The organism is Streptomyces sp. MI02-7b (genome assembly GCF_033793585.1).
Lineage (GTDB): Bacteria > Actinomycetota > Actinomycetes > Streptomycetales > Streptomycetaceae > Actinacidiphila.
Map to the genome: position 1 here is coordinate 31,825 of NZ_JARAWX010000036.1, position 23,808 is coordinate 55,632.

Sequence of the window (23,808 nt, forward strand, 5' to 3'; positions counted from 1 at the left end):
CGTGACAAGGCGAACAGGTAACCGGTTCCGTATCGGGATCCTGACCGTCATCACCAAACCCTCACGTCACTAACGGCGTTGAGGGGTCGTCGACGGTATTGTTCCGGCCTTGATCAGGAACCCTGCGCCTGCTTGGCGGCGCCTTCGTCGAGGGTCGGACCGGTCGCCAGAAGATCGGACCAGATCTTCGGCACGGGCACCGGGGAGTTCTTCCCATACCCCAATTTGGTCTGCACGACACCGACTTCCTCGTCCTGCTTGGCGGCGCCGCCGGCGTCGCTGTCCCCGGTGGTGGGCACCGAGTAGCGCAGGCCGGTGTCGGTGACGAGGTAGATGGACCCGATGCGCTTGTCGGTGCCGTCGTACGCCCTGTAGAACAGGCCGCTGCCCGGGGAGACGTAGGTGTTCGTACCGCTCTGCGCGACGTCGCGGGGAAACTTGCGGCCGGCCCACATCGTCATCGCCGGCTGCTTGGTGAGCTTGTCGTCGGTACCGCTGTACACGCTGCAGGCGACCCGGCGGCCGGACTTCTCGTCCTGGGTGTTGGCCTGGGTGACGGCCTTCTCGGGCCAGCCCAGATTGTCCAGGTAGGTCTCGCTCGCCTGCGCCGAGGCGACCTCGCCGATGCCGACGGACGCGGGCTCCGGCGAACCGCTGTACAGCGACGCCGCGGCCGGGATGTTGAGCAGCAGCTTCGCCACGAAGTCCGTGACCCGCACGACCCGGTCCTTCTGCACCACGTACTGGTCGTTGTTGGCCTTGAGGACCAGGCCGACCTTCGCGTGCTCCGGGCTCAGGCCGGGAGCGGCGGAGGGGGCGCCGAGGTCCGCGACGGGCGGGAAGTAGAGGGCGCCGTTCCTGCTGTTGAGCGTCGACAGGAAGGCGGCGTCCACCTTCTGCGGCTGCGCGGAGGCACCGAAGACGACCTGGCGCAGGAGGTTCACCGTGACCCGGTCCTGCCTGCCGCCGGCGTCGCCCAGCAGGTAGGCGTTGCCCTTGTCCGTCACCAGGTACTGGGCGCCGTCGGGTACCTCTATGTACATGGCCTCGTCGGCGCGCAGCTGGTTCCGGCCGCCGACGAGCGCCGCCTCCTGGGGCTTCTGCCGGTTGATGACGAACACCGCGCGCTGTGTGGCGGAGTTGGTGCCGCCCCCCGGCGCCTCGCAGAGGGCCCAGGTCTTGGCCTTGCCCGCGTCGTCGGCCCCCGGCAGCCGGTCGGGGGCGTACGGGATGCCGATGGTGGTGCCCAGCGTCATCCCGCTGTTGTCCAGCACCGACTCCTTGACCTTGATGACCCCGAACTTCTGCGGGTCCAGGAGCAGCCGGGCGGAGGCGAGGTTGAGCACGGGGTGCAACTGCGCCTCGCCGTTGGTCTTCAGCACCACGTAGCGGGTGGTCGACTCGTCGCCGACGATGACCTTCTCGGCCGGCTTGTTCCAGCCGGTCGGCGCGGAGGGCTTGAGTATCCCCCAGAAGCCGAAGGCGACGACGATCAGCAGGCCCACGACGAGACTCGGGGCGACGGTCTTGAGCGGGCGCGGGGCCGCTTCCTCGGAACCGTGCGGCGAGGGCTGGAGAAACGCTGCCACCGTGCGCTTGCGCGCGAACGAGTAGGCGTTCAGCTCATCCCTGCGTGTCGCCATCCTTGCGTCAACTCCCCGTTGTTCGCTGCTGTGTTGTCGTGCCCGGCGCCGGGGCCCGCACCGCCGCGACGACGGCGGGGACCGATGGGACCCCTACTATGCCGTGTGACGATCGCACCGTACGGTACGGGGTAGGGTGATCGGCCCGCCAGGCACTGCCGGGAGCGTCCCGCGGGACGAACGGGGCAAAGGCCCCGGGCGGACGCGGAGCGGCGGAGCAGGCGTACGAAGCAGACGTACGAACGGCAGCAGAAGGGTTGTACGGGGGATGACCACCGCGACCAGGTCCGGGCGCACGTCCGGGAACCAGCCACCACCCGCGCACCCCGGCCCGCCCGGGACGTCCGGCGGCACCTCCCGCGGCCCGCGGGCCCGGGCGGCGGCCCCGGCGATGACCCGGCGGCCGGGCAGCATAGGCCCGGTGCGGGTGCAGCAGCTCGTGCTGATCGAGCTGGCCCTCGCACTTCTGCTGGGCGGCTTCCTGATCGACAAGGTGATGGGCACCGTCGTGGCCGCCGCCGTCGCGCTGCCGCTGGTGCTCTTCGGCCTGCTGCGCAAGCGCGGCCGCCCGATGCCCGAATGGATGTCCGCGGCCCGGGCGCTGAAGGCCCGCCAGCGGCGCAACGCCGTCCCGGTGCCGCCGGGCACCGACCCCGGCTTCGTGCCCGCCGTCGAGTGCGACCCGGCGCTGCGCACCTACGGCTTCACCGACGAGCGCGGGCAGCGCGAGATCGGGATGGTCGGCGACGGCACCTTCCTGACCGCCGTGGTGCAGGTGCAGGCGGTCGACGAGCCGCTGCGGCCGGCCCGCGGCACGCGCTCGCTGCCGCTCGACCTGCTGCACGACCTGCTGGAGGTGGACGACATCCGCCTGGCGTCCGTGCAGGTCGTCCAGCACACCCAGCCCGCGCCCGCGCCGCACCTGCCGCCGCAGGCGGTGGCCGCACGGTCGTACGCGCCGCTGCAGGCGCAGTCGCGGACCCCGGGGCTCCGGCTGACCTGGGTCGCCCTCAAACTCGACCCGGAGCTGTGCCCGGAGGCCGTCAAGGCCCGCGGCGGCGGCATCGCCGGTGCCCGCCGGGCGCTGCTGCGCGCCGCCGACCATCTGACGAGCCGCCTGGTGGGCGCCGGGCTGCAGGCCCGGGTGCTGACCGAGCCGGAGATCATCGCGGCCGTCGCGACGTCGAGTTGTGTGAACCCGATGGCCACCACCGGCGGCGCCGCCCTGGACGGCAGCCGCCAGGCGCGCCGCACCTCGGAGAGCCCCCGCGCCTGGCGCTGCGACGACCGCTGGCACACCACGTACTGGGTGAGCCGCTGGCCCCAGTTGGGCGCACAGGCGACCGGACTGCCCGACCTGGTCGGGCTGCTGACCTCCTCCCCCGCCCTGGCGAGCACCTTCTCGCTGGTCGTCACACCGGGCGGGAGCCGGGCGTCGCTGCTGTCCGGCTATGTACGGCTGACCGGCCGCAGCGAGAACGAACTCGTCGAGGCCCGGACCCAGTTGGAACGCCGGGCGACCGCGTCCAAGGTGGGCCTGGCGCGGCTGGACCGCGAGCAGGTGCCCGGCATCCTCGCCACGCTGCCCCTGGGAGGTACCCGCTGATGTCGGCCCCGACCGTTCCCGCTTTCGGCGGACAGCGCCCCGGCGCCGGCTCCGGGTTCCCCGGCGGCGCCGAACCGCGCCCCTCGCACCTGCCGCTCGGTCCCGACCGCGGCGGCGCTGCCGGCGAGGGCGCCGCGCGGCGCACCCTGCGCGCGGCCTTCGGGCTCCTCGGCCCGCGCCGCGACCGGCACACGATGTCCGCCGAGCAGTTGTCCGGCCTGTCCCTTCCGATCGGTGACGACGGTGTCGTCATCGGCGTCGACGCCGGCAACCAGCCCGCGGTGCTGGCCCTGAGCCGGCCGGCCCGGCTGGACGTGCTGCTCGTCGGCAGCATGTGGCTGGCGCAGGTGCTCTCGCTGCGCGCCGCCGCGACCGGGGCGCGGGTGGCGGTGGAGACCGCCCGCCCGCAGTCCTGGGCGCCCATGGCGCAGGCGGCGGGCGGCGGCCAGCAGTGCGTGACGGTGCACGAGGTCGGCCGGATCGCGCCGCAGGGCCCGTCCGTGCACAGCCCGGTGGTGATCGTGCGCGACTGCGGCGCCCGCCCGCCGCGCAGCCGGGTCGCCGCGCAGTCCTGGCAGTCCGTCATGACGCTGCTCCCCTACCTCGGCCCGACCGCACCGCGCCTGCTGAGCAGCGCGGACGTGGTCGGGCTGCAGCGGGTGTCCCCGCAGGAGGCCGAGGTGATCGGCCGGCTGATGGGACTGGCGGACACCGACGTCGCGGCGCTGCCGACCCTCGGCGACAACGTGACGATGTGGTGCACGCGTAAGCACCGTCAGTTCGTCATGACGCAGCCGACGGACGCGGAAACGGGGCTGCTGGGCCCGGCCCGCCGGGTCGACTAGCCGCGGCCGTACGGTCCCTGACCGGGCGGCGGTCCCGCGTCGCCGGCCGTCGACGGCCGGTGGCGCGAGCGTTTCCCGGCCCCGGTGGCGGGCATGGGGCACGGGGGCCCAGTGCGCGCAACGGGGCGTCGACTCGCCGGGGTGCGCGGCGACCGGGCGGGACAAAGCGGTCATCGCGTCATGGTGCGGACCGTGAGGTCAACAGCACTTGCCGTCCGTGCCGGGCGAGTGATTAGGCTCTTGCGGTGAGCCGCGAAAAGCTTGCCGCGGAACTCCGTGACGGGGGAAACGTGTCCGTTCCCGACGGGCCGGGCACGTACATCAGTTGACCAGGAGGCACAGTGAGCAGCGATCAGGACGACATCCGCGCGGGCGCGGCCGCCCCGGACGGGGATCAGTCCGACGCGGACCTCACGGGCGAGTTCCAGATCGACTACGCGCCCCCGTCCTGGTACACCCAGCAGGCAGGCGGCGGCTCGGCGCCCGCCGCGTCCGGCACTCCGCAACCGCCCGTGGGACCGCCTGTCAGTCCGCCCGTGCCGACTCCCCCGGCCGCCGAACCGTCCCGGAACGACGGTCCCCGGCCGACGCCGCCCGCGCCCCGCGCCCCCGAGGCGGCCGGCGGGGAACCGGCGCAGCCGGCACGGGAGCAGGCGCCTGCGGACTCCGGGCCGGACGCGGAACAGGCGCCGGAACAGGGTCAGGAGGGCCGGGAACCCGAGGCGGCCGCCGAGCCCGCGCCGCCCGCGGCCGAGCCGGCGGCCCCGACCCCGGCACCGGCGCCGCAGTCCCACGTACCGCCCCTGCCGCCGGAGTACCAGCCGGCGAAGGCCCAGCAGCAACTCCCCCCGCCCCAGCAGGGTTACGGCTACCCGCAGCCCGCCGAGGGCGCGCCCTGGGGCGGCCCCGACGCACCTCAGCAGCCCCCGCAGCCCCCGCCTCCGTACGGCTACGGCTACCCGCCGCCCGCGCAGGCCGGTTACGGCTATCCGCAGCCCGCCCAGGGGGCGCCGTGGGGCGGCCCGAACGCGCCCCAGCCGCCGCAGCCCCAGCAGGCCTACGGCTATCCCCAGCCGCCGGCGCCGCAACCGCAGCAGCCTCCGATGCCGTATCCGCAGCAGGGTCCGCCGCCGGCCCCCGGCCCGGCGCAGCCCATGCCGCCGCAGGCGGGCCCCAACCCGCCCGCCCCGCAGCAGGGTTACGGCTACCCGCCGCCGGCGCCGCAACCGCAGCAGCCTCCGCAGGCCCAGCCGCAGCCGCAGCCCCCCGTCGATCCGCGGATCGCCGCCGGGTGGGGCGGCCCCGGTCCCGGCCACGACCAGGACCAGCAGCGCGTCATGCACGGCGCCCCGCTCGGTTACAACGCGGCCGTGGAGCTGTCCTCGGACCGCCTGCTGCGCCAGCAGCCCAAGGCGCGCAAGAACAACAACCAGCCGTCCCGCTTCAAGATCGGCGCCAAGAAGGAGGAGCAGGAGCGCCAGCGCAAGCTGAACCTGATCCGCACCCCGGTGCTGTCCTGCTACCGCATCGCGGTGATCAGCCTCAAGGGCGGCGTGGGCAAGACGACGACCACCACCGCCCTCGGCGCCACGCTCGCCTCCGAGCGGCAGGACAAGATCCTCGCCATCGACGCCAACCCGGACGCCGGCACCCTGGGCCGCCGGGTGCGCCGCGAGACCGGCGCGACCATCCGCGACCTGGTCCAGGCGCTGCCGCACCTCAACAGCTACATGGACATCCGCCGCTTCACCTCGCAGGCGCCCTCCGGTCTGGAGATCATCGCCAACGACGTGGACCCGGCCGTGTCCACCACCTTCAACGACCAGGACTACCGGCGCGCCGTGGGCCTGCTCGGCCAGCAGTACCCGATCATCCTCACCGACTCGGGCACCGGCCTGCTCTACAGCGCCATGCGCGGCGTGCTCGACCTCGCGGACCAGCTGATCATCGTCTCCACCCCGTCCGTGGACGGCGCCAGCAGTGCCAGCACGACGCTGGACTGGCTCTCCGCGCACGGCTACGCCGACCTGGTGCAGCGCAGTCTCACCGTCATCTCGGGGGTCCGCGAGACCGGCAAGATGATCAAGGTGGACGACATCGTCGCGCACTTCGAGACCCGCTGCCGCGGCGTCGCCGTGGTGCCCTTCGACGAGCACCTGGCCGCGGGCGCCGAGGTCGACCTCGACATGATGCGCCCCAAGACCCGCGAGGCGTACTTCCACCTCGCGGCCCTGGTCGCCGAGGACTTCCTGCGTGCGCAGCAGGCGCAGGGCCTCTACCCGGCCCAGCAGCCGATGCCGCAGCAGGGGGGCTATCCGCCGCCGCAGGCCGGGCAGCCCTACCCGGGCCGGCCGATGCCACCGCAGCAGGGCGGCTATCCGCCGCCGCACCAGCAGCCGTACGGGCAGCCGGCCCCGCCGCCGCCCGCCCAGGGGGGCATGCCGCACGGCTGGACCCAGCAGCCGCCTCCGCCGCCGCAGGCCCAGCAGCCCCAGCAGGCGCCGCACCAGCAGCCCGGGGAGCCCGAGCAGCAGGAGCAGCAGGGCACGCCGGGACCGATCCCGCCGGGCTGGACGCACCAGCCGTAGGGACACGAAAGGCCGAGGGCCCGCCACCGCCGACACGGCGGGGCGGGCCCTCGGCGTCTCAGGTTCCGCTCACTCGGAGCCGTGGGTGTCCACGATCTCGCGGGCGCGCTTGACGTCGTCCGCCATGCGCTCCAGCAGCGCGTCGATGGTGTCGAACTTCTCCATCCCGCGCAGGTACGCGAGGAAGTCCACGGCCACGTGCAGTCCGTACAGATCCAGGCCGACGCGGTCGATGGCGTACGCCTCGACCGTGCGCGCGGTGCCGTCGAAGGTGGGGTTGGTGCCGACGGAGATCGCGGCGGGCATGGCCTCGTCGCCGACGTGCAGCCAGCCCGCGTACACGCCGTCCGCGGGGATCGCGGTGTGCGGCACGGTCTCCACGTTCGCGGTGGGGTAGCCCAGGTCGCGGCCGCGCTGCGCACCGCGGACGACGACGCCCTCGACACGGTGCGGGCGGCCGAGGATCTCCATGGCGCCGGCCACGTCGCCCTCGGCGATCAGGCGCCGGGTCATCGTGGACGAGAAGGGCTGGCCGTCGCCCGCCGCGCCGGTCAGGTACAGGTCGACGACGTCGACCTCGTAGTCGTACTTCAGACCCATCGCCGAGAGGAACTCCACGTCCCCGGCCGCCTTGTGCCCGAAACGGAAATTGGGGCCCTCGATCACGGTCCGCGCGTGCAGCGCGTCGACCAGCACCGTACGGATGAAGTCGCCGGGCGAGAGCCGGGAGAACTCGGAGGTGAAGGGGAGGATCAGCAGCGCGTCGACGCCGAGCTCCGCCATCAGCTCGGCGCGGCGGTGGTGGGCCGCCAGCAGCGGCGGGTGGCTGCCGGGCCGCACGACCTCGCTGGGGTGCGGGTCGAAGGTGACGACGACGGAGGCCACGCCGAGCTCCCGGGCACGCTCCACCGCGCGGCCGATGATCAGCTGGTGCCCACGGTGCACGCCGTCGTAGGAGCCGATGGTGACGACGCTGCGTCCCCAGTCCCCCGGGACGTCCTCCAAGCCTCGCCAGCGCTGCACTGTGACCGCTCCTCGACCGCTGTTGGTTGTCCGTTTGCAGGTCCAAGACTGCCATGCCGGGACCCCCACCGGCGCGGCGCCCCCACGGACGCGGCGGGCCGCGCCCGCACCGGCGCCGCCTCACGCCCTGATCAGAGGACCAGGGCGGTCGCCTCCGGCGCCCGGGCGGGCGGGGTGTCCGCCGCCGGCCGGTCGAAGGCACGCCGGGCGCTCGGGCCGACGAGCGTGTCCCACACCCCGGCGCCGCCGTCCGCCGCGAGCCAGCCGCGCACCTGCCGGGCGAATCCCGGATGAGCGGCGGCCAGCTGCACCAGCCGGCGGTCGAAGAGCGTCGCCCCCTCAGGGGACCGGCAGAGCAGGACGCCGACGCGGTGCACCAGGTCGCGGGTCAACGGCGCGGGCCGCAGCGCACAGCCCCCGGCGGCCGCCGTGAGCAGGGCGTCGAGGACTCCGTGGTCGCGTTCGCGTTCCAGGAGGGCGTCCAGGAGTTCCCGGCGCAGCGGCCGTGAGCTGTGGCCGCCGGGCGCGGCCAGCACGGGCGCCAGGGCGCGCCGCACCTCGGCCGGATGCTCCCGCAGCAGCCCGACGGTCAGCGGGAGCAGCACCGCCCGCACGCCCGGACCGTCCTCCAGGCGGCGGTCGAGGTACTCCGCGACGTGCGCGGCGCCCTCGGGACGCTGCTCCAGGTGGTCGCGGACGAGCGCGGCGACGCGGCGGGCCAGCGCCTGGTCGCCGATCTCCGCCAGGGCCCGCAGCACCTCGGCGCCGCCCCCGCCCGGCTCGCGCAGGCGGGTGTGGAAGGCGGCGAGGACCGGATCGGGATGGGTGGCCAGGGCGGTGGCCAGCGCGTCGGCGGGCAGCCGGGGGTCGCCCGCGGCGAAGCGGTCCAGGGCGGCGGGCAGGTGGAAGGACCGGGTGGCCGGATCGCGTACCAGGACGGCAAGGGCGGCGCCGTGCAGGGTGCAGTCGGCGGGGCGGGCGAGGATCGCCAGCGCCGCGTAGCGCAGCAGGCGGCGGTCGGCGGGCACGGTGACGTGCGGGGCGGTGCGCAGGCCGTACGCTGCGGCGGCCACATGGCGTTCGGGCCGGCCGTCGTGGGCCCAGCGGTCGACGGCCCGGCAGACGGCTGCCGGTTCGTCCTCGGCGAGCGCGGCCAGTAGCTCGTCGGCCCGCGGGTGGGCGGCCGCGACCAGGGTCTCGGTGAGATCGTCCACGGCGCGGTGCCGGTGGGTGTGCAGCAGGGCTTGCGCGGCGGTGGCCACCGTCGGGCGCGGTCCGCCGGGGGCAGACTGCAGCGGCCGCTCGTCGGCGAACCAGGCGCAGACGGCCGGCAGCGCCTCGCGGGGCGCGGCGGCCAGCTCCTCCCCCGCGGCCGTCAGGAAGCGCTCCTCGTCCCCGCCCTGCGGCGGCGCGTCGGCGGGAAGCAACTGCCGCAGCAGTGCGAGTCGTTCGTCGAGCGGCAACCGCAGCCGGCGCCAGAACCACGGGCCGAACCGGCCCAGCCCCGGGCCCTCCCGGAATCCCCCGGCCTCGATCGACCGGGCCGTGATCCGCTCGGCCAGCAGGCGCAGCACGCCCCGGTACGGCAGCACGTCCGGCACCCGCAACAGCGCCTCGCCGAGCAGGTGCGCGGCCCACCACACGGCGTCCGCTCGGCGTGCCCGCTCCCATTGCGGACCGGGCGCCGGACTCGCCCCGCTGCGGTCCCGCGGGCGCGGCACGCCGTCGAGCAGCGGTCGCCCGGAGCCGCCGCGGGCGGCGGGCGGGGCCGCCCATCCGTCGAGCGCCAGCACCAAATCCTCAAGTCTCCGCGCGAGTTCGGCCGCCCCGCACCGGCGGTCGGTCACCAGCAGCGACTGCACGACCGGCCCGATGCGGTGCCGGGGCACCGGAAGCGAACGCGGTGCGGACGGCGGCGCCAGCGGCGGCGCGAGGGGCACCGGCGGCGTACCGCCCCGCCCCGCGACGGCCGGGGGCCGCGACGGCAGACGCACGGGGGCCTCCGCCGTGCCGCCCGGCGGGGACGCGGCCGACCAGCGGTGCACCAGCGCGTACAGCGCCTGGTCCAGCTCCAGATGCCCGCCCTGGAGCCAGTCCGCGAACTCCTCGTGCGCGAAGCGGTATCCGGCACCCGCGGGGACCACAAGGCCCTCGGTGAGCACCGCGGAGGCCCACCCCGTACGCCACGGGAACAGTTCCTCGAACGACTCGCGGTCCAGCTCGCCCTGCCCGGGCCCCAGGCAGCGCCGTGCCGCTTCGTGGGCGCGGCCCGCCACGCGCGCCGCGAGGCGCCGCACCGCTGTGCCACGCGGGTCGCCCCGGCCGTCGGCAGCCAGCCGCACGGCGATCCGCAGGCAGACCAGGTCCAGGTACGCCCCGAAGACCTCGGCCCGGTCCGGCCGCCCCCCGGGACCGTCCGCCGGCCCCTCCGGAAGCGCCGCCCGCACCTCCGACAGCAGCCGCAGCGCCAGCGGATGCGCCCCGTCCTCCTTCGTGAGGGCCCCCTCCGGAACGCCGTACCGCTCACGCGCCCGGCCGGCCTGCGGCTCCGGCAGATCCCCCAGGCGCACGCAGGCGGGCAGGGCCCGGGTGCCCGCGCGGCGCCCCGGGTCGTGCAGCACGCCCCGGGGGAAGAGCGCGCCCGCCTGCTCCCAGAACTCCGGACGGCATGCCACGACCAGCCGCACCCCGGCCGCCCGCAGCCAACTCGCCGTCCCCGCGACCCAGTCCGGCAGGCTGTGCGCCAGTACCGGCGGCATCTCCTCGGGCCCGTCCAGCACCACCAGCAGCGGGCGCCCGGCGTCCTCCGCCAAGTGCGCCACCGCGTCCGGCGAGGTGACCGGCGCGGCGTCCCCGGGCCCCGCCCCCGCGTGCACGATGCGACCGGCGGCACGCAGCGAACGCTCCACCGCGTCCTTCAACCCGCCGTCACCCGTGTGGAGTTCGGCCCCGCGCAGCCACAGCGTCGGCGCCGGCTCCGCCCCCGTCGCGCGCCGCACGGCCAGCGCCGCCAGCTCCGTCGTCCGACCGCAGCCCGGATCCCCCACCAGGCCCAGCACGAGCGAACGCCCTCCGCCGCCGGGGCCGCCCTCCGCGAACGCCCGCAGCACCGCCTCCGTCTCCGGGCGCACGACCGGCTCCCGCCCTCGCAGCCCGTGCGGCGCGCCCGCGGAACCCACGGAGGTGGCGGTCAGTTGCAGCGCCCCCGCGAGATTCAGGTGCGCCCCGTAGGCCGGGACCGTCGCCGCGTTCCGCTCCAGCAGCTCGCCCAGCCCCCGCAACGGCACCGCGAAGCCGTCCGCCCGGTGCCCGGCGTGCAGCGCGGTCACCACCACGCCCAGCACGGCCCCCGTCCCCGGGTCGAGCACGGGCGTTCCCGACACCTCCGGACCCGGCTCCCACTCCCGCGCGGCGAGCTCGTGCACCTCGTCCAGCAGGTGGAAGCGGTCCGTCGCGGTGTAGGTGACGGACGCCGTGCCGACGATCTCCGCGTCCGTCCACGCCCGGCCGCGCAGCCGCACCTTCCCCGGCCGCACGGCCGCCGCGACCGGCAGCGGTGGCACGTCCTCCAGCCCCTCGACCGCCACGAGCGCCAGCCCGAGCGCGGGCAGCGGCGTGATGGCGTCCGCCTCCACGAGGATCGTCTGTTCGCCCCACGCGTGCAGCACGAGGCGCACCAGCCCGTCGACGGCCTCATGACTCGTCACCAGCGTCCCGCACCCACCGGCCGCCTCCGCGAGGAACCCCGTCCCTCGCGGCCGTCCGGCCAGGTCACAGACGCGCACCAACGCACGTTCCGCCTCGGCGGACTGCACCGACATCCGCGCACCTCCCCGCCTCAGTGCCCGTTTCGACCGTAGACGTCCGGTGATCGTCCCAACAGATCCCCTGGTGAACGCGCCCCCTAGCGCTCCCTGTCTTCACTCCGAGCGCCTGCCCGTTGGGGTGAATTGATCTTGCGGCCTGGATAGGCACTTCTGCGGGGGGAATCGTGCGGCGCGGGCCGTGAGGGGGGAGGGCCCGCGCCGCACGCTGCGCTTCGCCGTACCGGGGTTTCCTCCCCGCCCGCCCTCCCGTGTGCCCCAGGAAGTCTGGGCGCCCCGGCGCGCGTGCGGGGTGGGCCGGGTGCGGGGCCTCCGGGGCTGGCCATTCTGGACAGCACATTTAGGTGCCTCCGGCACCCTCAACTGATCACCCCGGGTCATGCACCCAAATATGCTCCACAGTCCAGAACACCCACCCCTACGACCCCGCCCCCTCCGCAGGTTGTCGCGCCTGATCCCCGGTGGGGAGTAGAGACGGCACCGTGCTCGGGCAACCGTTGGCGCAACGCCGCCACAGGGCTCAGCCGTCACCGCCGACAGCACCCCCACCGGCCGTCAGGGCGCGCAACCGGCCCGGGAGGGGGTGTGGCGGGGTGCCCCCTCTGGGGGTACCTCCCAGCGGTAGCTGGGGGAGGGACGAGCGGAGACCGCGGGGCCCGATGCCGGACGATGTGGGGCCAAACCGCGAGCCCCGTGGGGGCACCTCCCAGCGGTAGCTGGGGGCGCACCCCGGCGCGGCACCGACCCCACAACGCACGCAGCGCAAGGAGGTCACTCACCGTGCCGGGCTGGGGGCACCCCCGGCCGAAGGCTGGGGGTGGGCGGGCGGGGAAAAGCCAGCCGGCGCAGCCGGCGCGGCTACGCGAAGTTCGCCAGGATGCGGGCCTGACCCCCGTGCCCCTCGACCAGCGCGAGAAAGCGCCCGTCCGGCCCGAAGACCCCCGTCGGCTCCGCCCCCACCGTGGCAGGCGCGTCCAGCCGGACACCGTTGCCGAGCAGACGCGCCGCGCGCTCGTCGACGTCCCAGCGGGGGAATGCCGCCGCCGCGGCCTCCGCGATGGGCAGGACCGCGAAGGACTCGGCCAGTTCCTCCAGCGTGCGGGCGAGGCCCGCCCCGTAGGGCCCGACCCGGGTGCGCCGCAGCGCGGTGAGGTGGCCGCCGACGCCCAGTCCCGCGCCCAGGTCGCGCGCGAGAGCGCGGATGTACGTGCCGGAGGAGCACTCGACGGTGACGTCGACGTCCACGAGGTCGTCGCCCTCGCGCCGCACGTCGCGCACCACGAACGAGGACACCGTCACCGGCCGGGCGGCCAGCTCGAACTCCTCGCCGCCGCGCACGCGCGCGTACGAGCGGACACCGTTCACCTTGATCGCGCTGACCTTGGACGGCACCTGCATGATGTCGCCCGTCAGGGCGGCGATGCCCGCGTCGACGGCCTCACGGGTGACCGCGCTCGCGGGGACCGCGGCCGTGATCTCGCCCTCGGCGTCGTCCGTGACGGTGGTCTGGCCGAGCCGGATCGTGGCCTCGTACTCCTTGCGGGTGAGCGCGAGGTGCCCGAGCAGCCGGGTGGCCTTCTCCACGCCGATGACCAGGACGCCGGTCGCCATGGGGTCGAGCGTGCCGGCGTGGCCGACCCGCCGGGTCCCGGCGAGCCTGCGCAGCCGGGCCACCACGTCGTGCGAGGTCATACCGCCCGGCTTGTCGACGATGACAAGCCCGTCCTTCATCGCGTCTCGCCCTCGTCCCTCGCGTCGGCGTCGGCGTCCTCGTCCTCCCCGTCCTCCGCCGGCTTGCGGTAGGGGTCGGCCTCGCCGGCGTACGCGGCGTCGGTGGCGGTCTTGCGCACCTCCTCGTCGGCCGCGCGGGCCTTGGCGAGCAGGTCATCGATGGTGCGCGCGTTCTCCGGGATCGCGTCGGCGACGAACGTCAGGGAGGGTGTGAAGCGCACGCCCGTCTGCCGTCCGACCTCCGAGCGGAGGACGCCCTTGGCGCTCTCCAGCGCCGCCGCCGAGGCGGCACGCTCCTCGTCGTCCCCGAAGACCGTGTAGAAGACGGTCGCCTCCCGAAGGTCACCGGTGACCCGGGTGTCCGTGATCGTGACGTAGCCCAGCCGCGGGTCCTTGATCCGCCGCTGGAGGGTCTCGGCGACCACGACCCGGATGCGGTCCGCCAGCTTGCGCGCCCGCGCGGTGTCGGTCATGCCTGCTCTTCTCTCTACTCTTCACTCTTCGGTACGTGAGTGTCAGTCGTCGTCCCCGTGGATCTGCTGCCTCGCCGACAGCAGGTCCACCTCGGGGCGTGCGACCATCCATCGCTCGCAGCGTCCGAGTACGTCATTGATGTGCCCGAGATCCCCGGACACGACCGCCACGCCGATTTCGGCCCTGCGGTAAAGATCATGGTGGTCGACCTCCGCCACACTGACCGCGAACTTGCGGTGCAGCTCGGCCACGATGGGCCGGACGACGGAGCGCTTCTCCTTGAGCGACCGGACGTCGCCGAGGAGCAGGTCGAAGGACAGCGTCCCTACAAACATGGGCGTCAGGTCAAGCCGACCTGTGGGGCCTCGTAGCGAACAGTGCGAACAGTAAGCACCACACTAAAGGCAACGGCCGGGGCCGATCGACGGAATTTCTCTTCCACCGACCGGCCCCGGACACGGCACCAGCGATCAGACGCGCGGCTTCTCGCGCATCTCGTAGGTCGCGATGACGTCGTCGATCTTGATGTCGTTGTAGTTGCCGAGGTTGATACCGCCCTCGTAACCCTCACGAATCTCGGTGACGTCGTCCTTGAAGCGCCGCAGACCCTCGATGTTGAGGTTCTCGGCGACGACCTTGCCGTCGCGCAGGAGGCGCGCCTTGGTGTTGCGCTTGACCTCGCCGGAGCGGATGAGCACACCGGCGATGTTGCCGAGCTTGGAGGAGCGGAAGACCTCGCGGATCTCGGCGGTGCCGAGCTCCACCTCCTCGTACTCCGGCTTGAGCAGACCCTTGAGCGCCGCCTCGATCTCCTCGATGACCTGGTAGATCACCGAGTAGTAGCGGACGTCGACGCCCTCACGCTCGGCCAGCGACGTGGCGCGGCCCTCGGCCCGCACGTTGAAGCCGATGATGATCGCGTCGGAGCCCGCCGCCAGGGTGACGTCGGTCTCGGTGACCGCACCGACACCCCGGTGCAGGATGCGCAGGTCCACGTCCTCGCCGACGTCGAGCTGGAGCAGCGAGGACTCCAGGGCCTCCACCGAACCGGACGCGTCGCCCTTGATGATGAGGTTGAGCTGCTGGACCTCGCCGGCCTTGAGCACCTTGTCCAGGTCCTCCAGGCTGACCCGGCGGCGGGACTTGGCGAAGGCCGCGTTCCGCTCGCGGGCGGCGCGCTTCTCGGCGATCTGACGGGCCGTACGGTCCTCGTCGACCACCAGGAAGTTGTCGCCGGCACCCGGCACGTTCGTCAGGCCGAGCACCAGGACCGGGGTCGAGGGGCCCGCCTCTTCGAGGGTGTTGCCGGTGTCGTCGAGCATCGCCCGGACACGGCCGTACGCGTCGCCGACCACCATGGTGTCGCCGACCCGCAGGGTGCCGCGCTGGACCAGGACGGTCGCCACGGCGCCGCGGCCGCGGTCGAGGTGGGCCTCGATCGCGATGCCCTGGGCGTCCTGCTCCGGGTTGGCACGCAGGTCGAGGGCGGCGTCCGCGGTCAGGACCACGGCCTCCAGCAGGCTGTCGATGTTCAGGCCCTGCTTGGCGGAGATGTCGACGAACATGGTGTCGCCGCCGTACTCCTCGGCCACCAGGCCGAACTCGGTCAGCTGACCGCGCACCTTCGTCGGGTCCGCGCCCTCGACGTCGATCTTGTTGACCGCGACCACGATCGGCACGTCGGCCGCCTTGGCGTGGTTCAGCGCCTCGATCGTCTGGGGCATGACGCCGTCGTTCGCCGCCACCACGAGGATCGCGATGTCGGTGGACTTGGCACCGCGGGCACGCATGGCGGTGAACGCCTCGTGACCGGGGGTGTCGATGAAGGTGATGGCCCGGTGCTCGCCGTTGACCTCGGTGGCCACCTGGTAGGCACCGATGTGCTGGGTGATGCCGCCGGCCTCGCCCGCGACCACGTTGGTCTTGCGGATCGCGTCGAGGAGGCGGGTCTTGCCGTGGTCGACGTGACCCATGACGGTCACGACCGGCGGACGCGCGACGAGTGCTTCCTCGCCGCCCTCGTCCTCGCCGAACTCGATGTCGAAGGACTCGAGCAGCTCGCGGTCCTCCTCCTCCGGGCTGACGACCTGGAGGGTGTAGTTCATCTCGTCGGCGAGCATCTGCAGCGTGTCGTCGGAGACGGACTGGGTCGCGGTGACCATCTCGCCGAGGTTCAGCATCACCTGGACGAGCGACGCCGGGTTGGCGCCGATCTTCTCGGCGAAGTCGGTCAGCGACGCGCCACGGGACAGGCGCACGGTGTCGCCGTTGCCGCGAGGCAGCATCACACCGCCGACGGACGGGGCCTGCATGGCCTCGTACTCCTGGCGCTTCGCACGCTTCGACTTGCGGCCACGGGCCGGACGGCCACCGGGGCCACGGCCGAACGCGCCCTGCGTGCCACCACGGCCACCGGGACCGCCGGGACGACCGCCGAAGCCGGGACGGCCACCGCCGCCGGCGAAGCCGCCACCACCGGCACCCGGGGCGCCGCCACCGGGGCGCGGGCCGCCGAAGCCGCCGCCGCCACCGGGACGACCGGCGCCACCGCCACCACCGGGACGACCGGCGAAGCCGCCGCCACCGGGACGACCGGCGCCACCGCCACCACCGGGACGCGGGCCCGGACGGGCACCCGCACCGGCACCGGGACGGCCGGGGCCGCCACCCGTGGAGGCGGGACGCTGCGGCATCATGCCGGGGTTCGGACGAGGACCGCCGCCCTGCGGACGGGGCATCCCGCCCGGGGTCGGACGAGGACCGGACGCGGCACCGCCGCCGGGACGCGGCGCGCCACCCGGACGCGGACCGGCGGCACCCGGGGCGCCACCGGGGCGCGGGCCGGGCTGGCCGGGGGCTCCGCCGCCGGGACGCGGCGCCTGCGGGCGCGGCATGCCGGTCGAGCCGGAGGTGAAGGGGTTGTTGCCCGGACGGGGACCGGCCGGACGTGCGGCACCGCCCGGACGCGGCGCCTGGCCGCCCGGACGCGGGGCACCGGGGCCGCCCTGGCCACGGCCGCCGTCACGCTGACCGTCGCGCTGGCCATCCCGCTGACCGGGGCGCGGCGCGCTGCTGGGACGCGGACCGGGCTGACCGGAACGCGCGGCAGGGCGCTCGGCGCGCTCGGCGCGCTCGGCCGGGGCCGGACGCTCGGCGGCCGGACGCTCGGGGGCCGGGGCCTGCGGAGCCGGCGGGGCGGAGAACTCCGCCTGCGGCACCGGGGTGACCGGCGCGGGCTTGGCCGGAACCGGCTTGGGGGCCGGCGTCGGGCGCGGACCGGGGGTCGGCGCGGAGCCGGCCGCGGGCCGCGGGGTGGTGGGGGCGGATCCCGTCGCCGGCTTCGGGGCCGGGGCAGCGGGACGGGCCGGCGCGCCCGGAGTGGGGGCGGCCGGCTTTGCGGGCGCTGCCTTGCGGGGCGCCGCGGGCCTGGCGGCGGAGGGCTTGCCCGAGGCGGAACCGCCACCGGGACCCTGCAGTGCGTCAGTCAACTTGCGAACAACCGGCGCCTCGATCGTCGAGGACGCCGAACGGACGAATTCGCCAAGTTCTTGGAGCTTGGCCATGACGACCTTGCTCTCAACTCCGAACTCCTTGGCGAGTTCGTATACCCGGACCTTAGCCACTTCGCTCCTTCATGAGGTCCGGGGTGGTCGTCCGCCGGACCGTCGCTACTTCATGGGCGTACTCATCGCGTGCTCATCGAGTGCTCATCGCAATCTCGACCTACTTCCAACTCGCGGGGTACCTGATCGCACGGTTGCCCGTGCGCTCTCCTTGCTCACTCACAGTGTCGCCTGTTCGACATGATCGCGGAGTTCCGCGGTGTCCAGCGGTCCCTGGGCCCGGAAGGCCCGCAGAAACGCCCGGCGGCGGACCGCCAGGTCGAAACAGACGGTGTCGGGGTGCACATAGGCACCCCGACCGGGCAGCGTACCGCGAAGATCGGGAACACAGCAGCCCCCGACCGCCACCACACGCAGCAGATCGTGCTTGGCCGCCCGCTCCCTGCAGCCGATGCATGTGCGCTCCGGGCGTGCTGGGCCGTGCGTCCGGCCAGACATCCTTAGTCTACCTCCCCGCGCCGACCTCACCCCTCTGGGTTATGCGGCGCACGGTTGATCCTCGATTACCGACGGGTGCTACTGCTCGGCCGGCTCGGTGTCCGGGCGGATGTCGATCCGCCAGCCCGTGAGCCGTGCTGCCAGGCGGGCGTTCTGCCCTTCCTTGCCGATCGCCAGCGACAACTGGTAGTCCGGCACGGTCACCCGGGCCGAGCGCGCACCCATGTCGACGATCTCCACCTTGCTCACCCGAGCGGGTGACAACGCGTTCGCCACCATCTCACCCGGTTCGTCCGACCAGTCGACGATGTCGATCTTCTCGCCGTTCAGTTCGGCCATCACGGCACGCACCCGCGCGCCCATCGGGCCGATGCAGGCGCCCTTGGCGTTCAGTCCCGAACGCGTCGAGCGCACCGCGATCTTCGTGCGGTGACCGGCCTCGCGGGCGATGGCCGCGATCTCCACGGACCCGTCCGCGATCTCCGGGACCTCCAGCGCGAAGAGCTTCTTCACCAGGCTCGGGTGGGTGCGCGACAGCGTCACGGACGGACCGCGCACACCCTTGGCGACCCGGACGACGTACGAGCGCAGGCGGGTGCCGTGCTTGTAGTCCTCGCCGGGGACCTGCTCCTGCACCGGCAGGATGGCCTCCAGCTTGCCGATGTCGACCAGTACGTTCTTCGGGTCCTTGCCCTGCTGGACCACACCGGTGACGATGTCGCCCTCGCGGCCCGCGTACTCGCCGAAGGTGATCTCCTCCTCGGCGTCACGCAGCCGCTGGAGAATCACCTGCTTGGCGGTGGTCGCCGCGATCCGGCCGAAGCCGCTCGGCGTGTCGTCGAACTCCCGCGGCTCGGCGCCCTCGGGGGTCTCCGCCGCGTCCTCCTTGGCCCACACGGTCACATGGCCGTTGGTGCGGTCCAGCTCCACCCGCGCGTTGCGGCGGCTGCCGGGCTCGCGGTGGTACGCGATGAGGAGCGCCGACTCGATCGCCTCGACCAGCAGTTCGAAGGAGATCTCCTTCTCCCGGACCAGACCCCGCAGGGCACTCATGTCGATGTCCACGGCTACGCCTCCTCAGTGCTCTCGTCGCCGTCGGTGTCGGCATCGGCCGGGTCCTTGCGACTGAATTCGATCTCCACCCGCGCCTTGGCGATCTCGCCGAAGGCGATACGGGCGGGCTTGGGCTTGCGCCCCTTGACACCCGGGACCTCGAGGTCGAGACCGTCCTCGTCCACCGCCATGATCCGCGCGACCAGTTCGTCGCCGTCGGTCCTGGTGAGCTTCACCAACCGGCCCTCGTTGCGCCGGAAATGCCGCGGCTCGGTGAGCGGGCGGTCCACGCCCGGGGAGGAGACCTCCAGCAGGTACGGCGTGCCGCCCATGGCGTCGGCGTCGTCCAGTGCCTGCGAGATCTCCCGGCTGAGCTCGGCGAGTGTGTCCAGCGGAGCGCCCTCGTCGGAGTCCACGATCACCTGGAGCTGGCGCCGGTTCCCGGCCGCCGTCACCTTGATCTCTTCCAGATCCAGCCCCGTCTTCGCGACGAGGGGCTCAAGCAGCCCGCGCAGCCTCTCGCTCTGGGTGGTGCTCATCCGGGTGACTCCTCGGCCGCGTGTGCTGTTGTGATGGAAGGTCGTGTGTCGGGCCAAAGCCTATCGGTTCGGGTGCCGGAACGACGATTCGGCGCCGCGGAGGGCGCCGTCGCGGAGCGCGCCCCCGGCGCCGGTACCCTCTCCGGTGGTGATCACGGGAAGGGGCACTGTGCCACTCAGGAACATGCCGCGCAGGCGCGCGGTCCGCACCGCTCTCGTCCTGCCCGTCCTGCCGGCCGCGGCCGGGCTGCTCGGCGGCTGCTCCGACCGGCAGGGGCATCGATCCGGTGCGCCGGGGCCGTCCTCGCCCTCCCCCGACCCGGGGGAGATCCTGCGCGAGCGGGCCGCCCGGGACAGCGGCGCGCTGCTCGCCCGCTACGACGCCACGATCGCCGCCCACCCCCGGCTCGCGACGCGGCTGCGGCCGCTGCGGGCCGAAGTGGCCCGGCACGTCGCGGCGTTCGGCCCGCCGACGCGTCGCGGGCCCGTCGCGTCGCCCGCACCCTCGCCCTCCGTCTCCGTGCCCCCGCGCGAGGGCGCGGCTCTGGCCGCCCTCGCCGGCGCCGAGCGGGCCCTCGCCGGTGAACGGGCCGGCGCGCTGCTCGACGCCCCGCCCGAACTCGCCCGCCTGCTCGCCTCGGTGGCCGCATGCGGCGCCGGGCACGTCCTGCTGCTCAAGGAGAACTGACCCGCCCATGGCACAGCAGCAGCCGCTCGCGGCCGTCCAGGCTGCCCTCGCCGCCGAGCACGCCGCCGTCTACGGCTACGGCGTGGTCGGCGCCCGCATCGGTGACGACCCCGCCGGGCGGGCCGCCGCCGGCTACGACGCGCACCGCGCCCGCCGCGACTCCCTGCGCCGTACCGTCACCGACCTGGGCGCCGAGCCCGTGGCGGCCTCGGCGGCCTACACGCTGCCGTTCCCGGTCCCTGACCGGGCGGCGGCGATCCGCCTCGCCGCGGAACTGGAGGACCGGGTCGCCGGTGTCTACGCCGACCTCGTCCGCGCCGCCACCGCCGACCTGCGGCGCGAGGCCGCCGACGCGCTCCGCGAGGCCGCGGTGCGTGCCGTGGGCTGGCGCGGCGGGAGCGTAGCCTTCCCGGGTCTGGCCGAGCGCGGCCGGTAGACCCGATCCGCAGGAGGGACGACACCCCGCATGACCCCGGCACCGCAGCACCTGCAACCGCCCGAGCGGCTGATCCGCACCGTCAGCGCCTGGGAGGGCGACCCGGGCCGGGCCTGGCTCGCCGGGCTCCCCGAGCGCGCCGCGGACCACCTGGCGCGGTGGGACCTGCGACCGGAACGGGTGCTCTCCCCCGGCGGCCAGATCAGCATGGTCGTCCTGGTCCGCCAAGCCGACGACACCCCCGCCACGCTCAAGCTCGGCCTCGTCACCGACGAGACCCGGCACGAGCACGCCGCGCTCGCCCGCTGGGACGGACGCGGTGCGGTGCGACTGCTGCGCGCCGACCCCGACGAGGGCGTCCTGCTCATGGAACGCCTCCACGGCGACGTCTCGCTGCGCTCGCTGCCCGAGGCCAAGGCGATGCTGGAGGCGAGCGCCACACTCCAGCGGCTCTGGGTGCCGCCGGGTGACGCGCACCCCTTCACGTCCGTGGCCGACCGCACCGCGGGGCTCGCGGCGCGGTTGCGGGAGCGGGGCCGCCGGCCGTACGTCGACGTGGAAGCGCACCCCCTGATCGACGAGGCCCTCGCGATACGGGATGCCCTGACGGGCGCGTCCGAGCCCGAGGCGATGCTGCTGCACGGCGACTACCACCACGGCAACGTGCTCTCCGCCGACCGCGTCCCCTGGCTCGCCATCGACCCCAAACCGCTCGTCGGCGACCCCGCGTTCGACCTCGCGTGGCTCGTCCGCGACCGCCTGGACACGCTGTTGGCCAGCCCCGGCGCGCAGGCGGCGGCGCGGCGGCGGGTCGCCAAACTGTCCGACGCGCTGGAGGTGGACCGGGACCGGGTCCGCGGCTGGGCCCTCTTCCGCGCGGTCGAGGCGGGCGTCTGGGCGTTCTCCGTCGGCGACCGCCCCTCCGGCGAGCTCCTCCTGGAATTCGCGGGCCTCCTCTGACCCGGCGCCCCTTTTCCCCCGCCCGCCCTCCCGTGTGCCCCAGGAAGTAAGTGACCCCGGCGCCCGTTTCGTAGGGGCCGGGTGCGGGGCCTCCGGGGCTGGCCATTCTGGACAGCACATTTAGGTGCCTCCGGCACCCTCAACTGATCACCCCGGGTCATGCACCCAAATATGCTCCACAGTCCAGAACACCCACCCCTACGACCCCGCCCCCTCCGCAGGTTGTCGCGCCTGATCCCCGGTGGGGAGTAGAGACGGCACCGTGCTCGGGCAACCGTTGGCGCAACGCCACCAAAGGGCTCAGCCGTCACCGCCGACAGCACCCCCACCGGCCGTCAGGACGCGCAACCGACCCGGGAGGGGGTGTGGCGGGGTGCCCCCTCTGGGGGTACCTCCCAGCGGTAGCTGGGGGAGGGACGAGCGGAGACCGCGGGGCCCGATGCCGGACGATGTGGGGCCAAACCGCGAGCCCCGTGGGGGCACCTCCCAGCGGTAGCTGGGGGCGCACCCCGGCGCGGCACCGACCCCCCCACACGAACAGAGCGCAGGGCCCCCAACTTCCGCGCCGGGTACAAGGGCGGGAAGGCGGGGAAGAAGCCTCCCCGCACAGCCCGCGTAGCGGCGCGGCTACGCGGAGAGGCGCGCCACCGCGTCCGGCACGGAGAGTTCCTCCCGCTCCCCGGACCGCCGGTCCTTGAGCTCGACGACACCGTCGCCCGCCCCCCGCCCGACCACCAGAATCGTCGGCACCCCGAGCAGTTCCGCGTCCGTGAACTTCACGCCGGGCGAGACGCCCGCACGGTCGTCGACGATGACCCGCACGCCCGCGGCGTGCAGCTTCTCCGCGACCTCGAGCGCAAGCTCGGTCTGCAGGGCCTTGCCCGCCGCGACGACGTGGACGTCGGCCGGGGCGATCTCGCGCGGCCAGCACAGGCCCTGCGCGTCGGCGGTCTGCTCGGCGAGCGCGGCGACGGCGCGGGAGACGCCGATGCCGTAGGAGCCCATGGTGACCCGGACGGGCTTGCCGTTCTGGCCGAGGACGTCGAGCTCGAAGGCGTTGGCGTACTTGCGGCCGAGCTGGAAGATGTGGCCGATCTCGATGGCCCGGTCCAGCTTGAGGCCGGCGCCGCAGCGCGGGCAGGGGTCGCCGGGCTCGACCGTGACGACGTCGAGGTACTCGTCGACCTCGAAGTCGCGGCCCACGACGACATTGCGGGCGTGCGTGTCGGGCTTGTTGGCGCCGGTGACCCAGGCCGTGCCGGGGGCGACGCGGGGGTCGGCGAGGTAGCGGACGCCGGTCAGGCCCTGCGGGCCGACGTAGCCGCGGACCAGGTCCGGGCGGCCGGTGAAGTCCTCGGCGGTGACGAGTTCGACCTCGGCCGGGGCGAGGTGCTCGCCGAGCTTGCCGAGGTCGACCTCGCGGTCGCCGGGGACGCCGACGGCGACGATCTCGCCGTCGACCTTGACCAGCAGGTTCTTCAGCGTCGCGGAGGCCGGGACACCCAGGTGCGCCGCCAGGGTCTCGATGGTCGGGGTGTCGGGGGTGTCCACCTCCTCCAGGGCCGGGTGGTCCACGCCCTCGACCGGGGGCACCACCGTGGTGACGGCCTCGGTGTTGGCCGCGTAGTCGCACGCGGGGCAGTCCACGAAGGTGTCCTCGCCGGCCGCGGCGGGGGCGAGGAACTCCTCGGAGGCCGAGCCGCCCATGGCGCCGGAGACGGCGGAGACGATCCGGAAGTCGAAGCCGAGGCGGGAGAAGATCTTGATGTACGCCTCGCGGTGCAGGCGGTACGCCTCGGCCAGGCCCTCGTCGGTGGTGTCGAACGAGTACGAGTCCTTCATCTGGAACTCGCGGCCGCGCAGGACGCCGGAGCGGGGCCGGGCCTCGTCCCGGTACTTGGTCTGGATCTGGTAGAGGATCACCGGCAGGTCCTTGTAGGACGCGCACTGGTCCTTGACGAGCTGGGTGAAGATCTCCTCGTGCGTGGGGCCGAGCACGTAGTCGGCGCCCTTGCGGTCGCGGAGCTGGAAGAGCAGGTCGCCGTACTCGCCGGCGCGGCCCGTCACCTCGTAGTTGTCGCGCGGCAGCAGTGCGGGCAGGAGGACCTCCTGGCCGCCGATGGCGTCCATCTCCTCGCGGACGACGCGCGAGACGTTCTCCAGGACCCGCTTGCCGAGCGGCAGCCAGGTCCACACCCCCGCCGAGGAGCGGCGGACGTATCCGGCCCGGACCAGGAGCTTGTGGCTCGCGGTCTCGGCGTCGGCCGGGTCGTCGCGCAGCGTCTTGAGCATCAGCCGGGACATGCGCAGGACCATGGGGCTCTCCAGGGGGTTTCG

General features: G+C 74.1%; 17 protein-coding genes. 6 read left to right on the forward strand and 11 right to left on the reverse strand.

Annotated elements, in window-relative coordinates; all coding sequences use genetic code 11:
• Window positions 1-113 precede the first annotated feature (113 nt).
• Window positions 114-1,643: a type VII secretion protein EccB gene (gene eccB / locus PV364_RS37235; RefSeq protein WP_319665359.1), complete on the reverse strand. Its 1,530-nt coding sequence runs from the start codon at window positions 1,641-1,643 to the stop codon at window positions 114-116.
• A 268-nt stretch (window positions 1,644-1,911) separates the two neighbouring features.
• Between eccB and eccE the strand changes: the two genes are divergently transcribed.
• The 3 genes from eccE (at window position 1,912) to PV364_RS37250 (ending at window position 6,682) form a co-directional block, all read left to right on the forward strand.
• On the forward strand, window positions 1,912-3,249 hold the full coding sequence (eccE, locus tag PV364_RS37240) for a type VII secretion protein EccE (protein WP_319665360.1): 1,338 nt from the start codon (window positions 1,912-1,914) through the stop codon (window positions 3,247-3,249).
• On the forward strand, window positions 3,249-4,094 hold the full coding sequence (locus PV364_RS37245; RefSeq protein ID WP_319665361.1) for a hypothetical protein: 846 nt from the start codon (window positions 3,249-3,251) through the stop codon (window positions 4,092-4,094). Before eccE ends, PV364_RS37245 begins: the two co-directional genes overlap by 1 nt.
• A gap of 341 nt (window positions 4,095-4,435) precedes the next feature.
• Complete coding sequence (locus PV364_RS37250; protein ID WP_319665362.1) at window positions 4,436-6,682, forward strand: SCO5717 family growth-regulating ATPase; 2,247 nt, start codon at window positions 4,436-4,438, stop codon at window positions 6,680-6,682.
• A gap of 69 nt (window positions 6,683-6,751) precedes the next feature.
• Here PV364_RS37250 and PV364_RS37255 read toward each other — a convergent pair whose 3' ends face one another.
• The 9 genes from PV364_RS37255 to rimP all read right to left on the reverse strand — a co-directional run bounded on the left by PV364_RS37255 (window position 6,752) and on the right by rimP (window position 19,387).
• Window positions 6,752-7,705 carry a bifunctional riboflavin kinase/FAD synthetase gene (locus PV364_RS37255; protein WP_319665363.1) on the reverse strand — a complete coding sequence of 318 codons (954 nt, stop codon included), beginning with the start codon at window positions 7,703-7,705 and terminating at the stop codon, window positions 6,752-6,754.
• A 131-nt stretch (window positions 7,706-7,836) separates the two neighbouring features.
• Window positions 7,837-11,526, reverse strand: a complete 3,690-nt coding sequence (locus PV364_RS37260; RefSeq protein WP_319665364.1) for a serine protease — start codon at window positions 11,524-11,526, stop codon at window positions 7,837-7,839.
• An 861-nt stretch (window positions 11,527-12,387) separates the two neighbouring features.
• Entirely contained in the window at window positions 12,388-13,260 is an 873-nt protein-coding gene (truB, locus tag PV364_RS37265) for a tRNA pseudouridine(55) synthase TruB (RefSeq protein WP_319665365.1), read from the reverse strand.
• Window positions 13,257-13,733, reverse strand: coding sequence for a 30S ribosome-binding factor RbfA (rbfA, locus tag PV364_RS37270; RefSeq protein ID WP_319665366.1), 477 nt, complete (start codon window positions 13,731-13,733; stop codon window positions 13,257-13,259). The genes truB and rbfA overlap by 4 nt, the downstream gene beginning before the upstream one ends.
• A 42-nt stretch (window positions 13,734-13,775) precedes the next feature.
• Window positions 13,776-14,069: a DUF503 domain-containing protein gene (locus tag PV364_RS37275; RefSeq protein ID WP_319665367.1), complete on the reverse strand. Its 294-nt coding sequence runs from the start codon at window positions 14,067-14,069 to the stop codon at window positions 13,776-13,778.
• 135 nt (window positions 14,070-14,204) lie between these two features.
• The gene (gene infB, locus PV364_RS37280) at window positions 14,205-17,357 is read right to left on the reverse strand and encodes a translation initiation factor IF-2 (protein WP_319665368.1); all 3,153 of its coding nucleotides are present in this window, start codon (window positions 17,355-17,357) and stop codon (window positions 14,205-14,207) included.
• A gap of 159 nt (window positions 17,358-17,516) precedes the next feature.
• Entirely contained in the window at window positions 17,517-17,795 is a 279-nt protein-coding gene (locus PV364_RS37285; RefSeq protein ID WP_319665369.1) for a YlxR family protein, read from the reverse strand.
• A gap of 78 nt (window positions 17,796-17,873) precedes the next feature.
• Complete coding sequence (nusA, locus tag PV364_RS37290; RefSeq protein WP_319665370.1) at window positions 17,874-18,860, reverse strand: transcription termination factor NusA; 987 nt, start codon at window positions 18,858-18,860, stop codon at window positions 17,874-17,876.
• 2 nt (window positions 18,861-18,862) lie between these two features.
• Complete coding sequence (gene rimP, locus PV364_RS37295; protein WP_319665371.1) at window positions 18,863-19,387, reverse strand: ribosome maturation factor RimP; 525 nt, start codon at window positions 19,385-19,387, stop codon at window positions 18,863-18,865.
• A gap of 184 nt (window positions 19,388-19,571) precedes the next feature.
• Here rimP and PV364_RS37300 point away from each other — a divergent pair, with 184 nt between their 5' ends.
• The 3 genes from PV364_RS37300 to PV364_RS37310 are packed head-to-tail and all read left to right on the forward strand — an operon-like array spanning window position 19,572 to window position 21,471.
• Window positions 19,572-20,075: a hypothetical protein gene (locus tag PV364_RS37300; RefSeq protein WP_319665372.1), complete on the forward strand. Its 504-nt coding sequence runs from the start codon at window positions 19,572-19,574 to the stop codon at window positions 20,073-20,075.
• 7 nt (window positions 20,076-20,082) lie between these two features.
• Window positions 20,083-20,511 carry a ferritin-like domain-containing protein gene (locus PV364_RS37305; protein ID WP_319665373.1) on the forward strand — a complete coding sequence of 143 codons (429 nt, stop codon included), beginning with the start codon at window positions 20,083-20,085 and terminating at the stop codon, window positions 20,509-20,511.
• A 30-nt stretch (window positions 20,512-20,541) separates the two neighbouring features.
• Window positions 20,542-21,471, forward strand: coding sequence for an aminoglycoside phosphotransferase family protein (locus PV364_RS37310; RefSeq protein WP_319665374.1), 930 nt, complete (start codon window positions 20,542-20,544; stop codon window positions 21,469-21,471).
• Between the two features lie 627 nt (window positions 21,472-22,098).
• Here the strand turns inward: PV364_RS37310 and PV364_RS37315 are convergent.
• On the reverse strand, window positions 22,099-23,787 hold the full coding sequence (locus tag PV364_RS37315) for a proline--tRNA ligase (RefSeq protein WP_319665375.1): 1,689 nt from the start codon (window positions 23,785-23,787) through the stop codon (window positions 22,099-22,101).
• Window positions 23,788-23,808 lie beyond the last annotated feature (21 nt).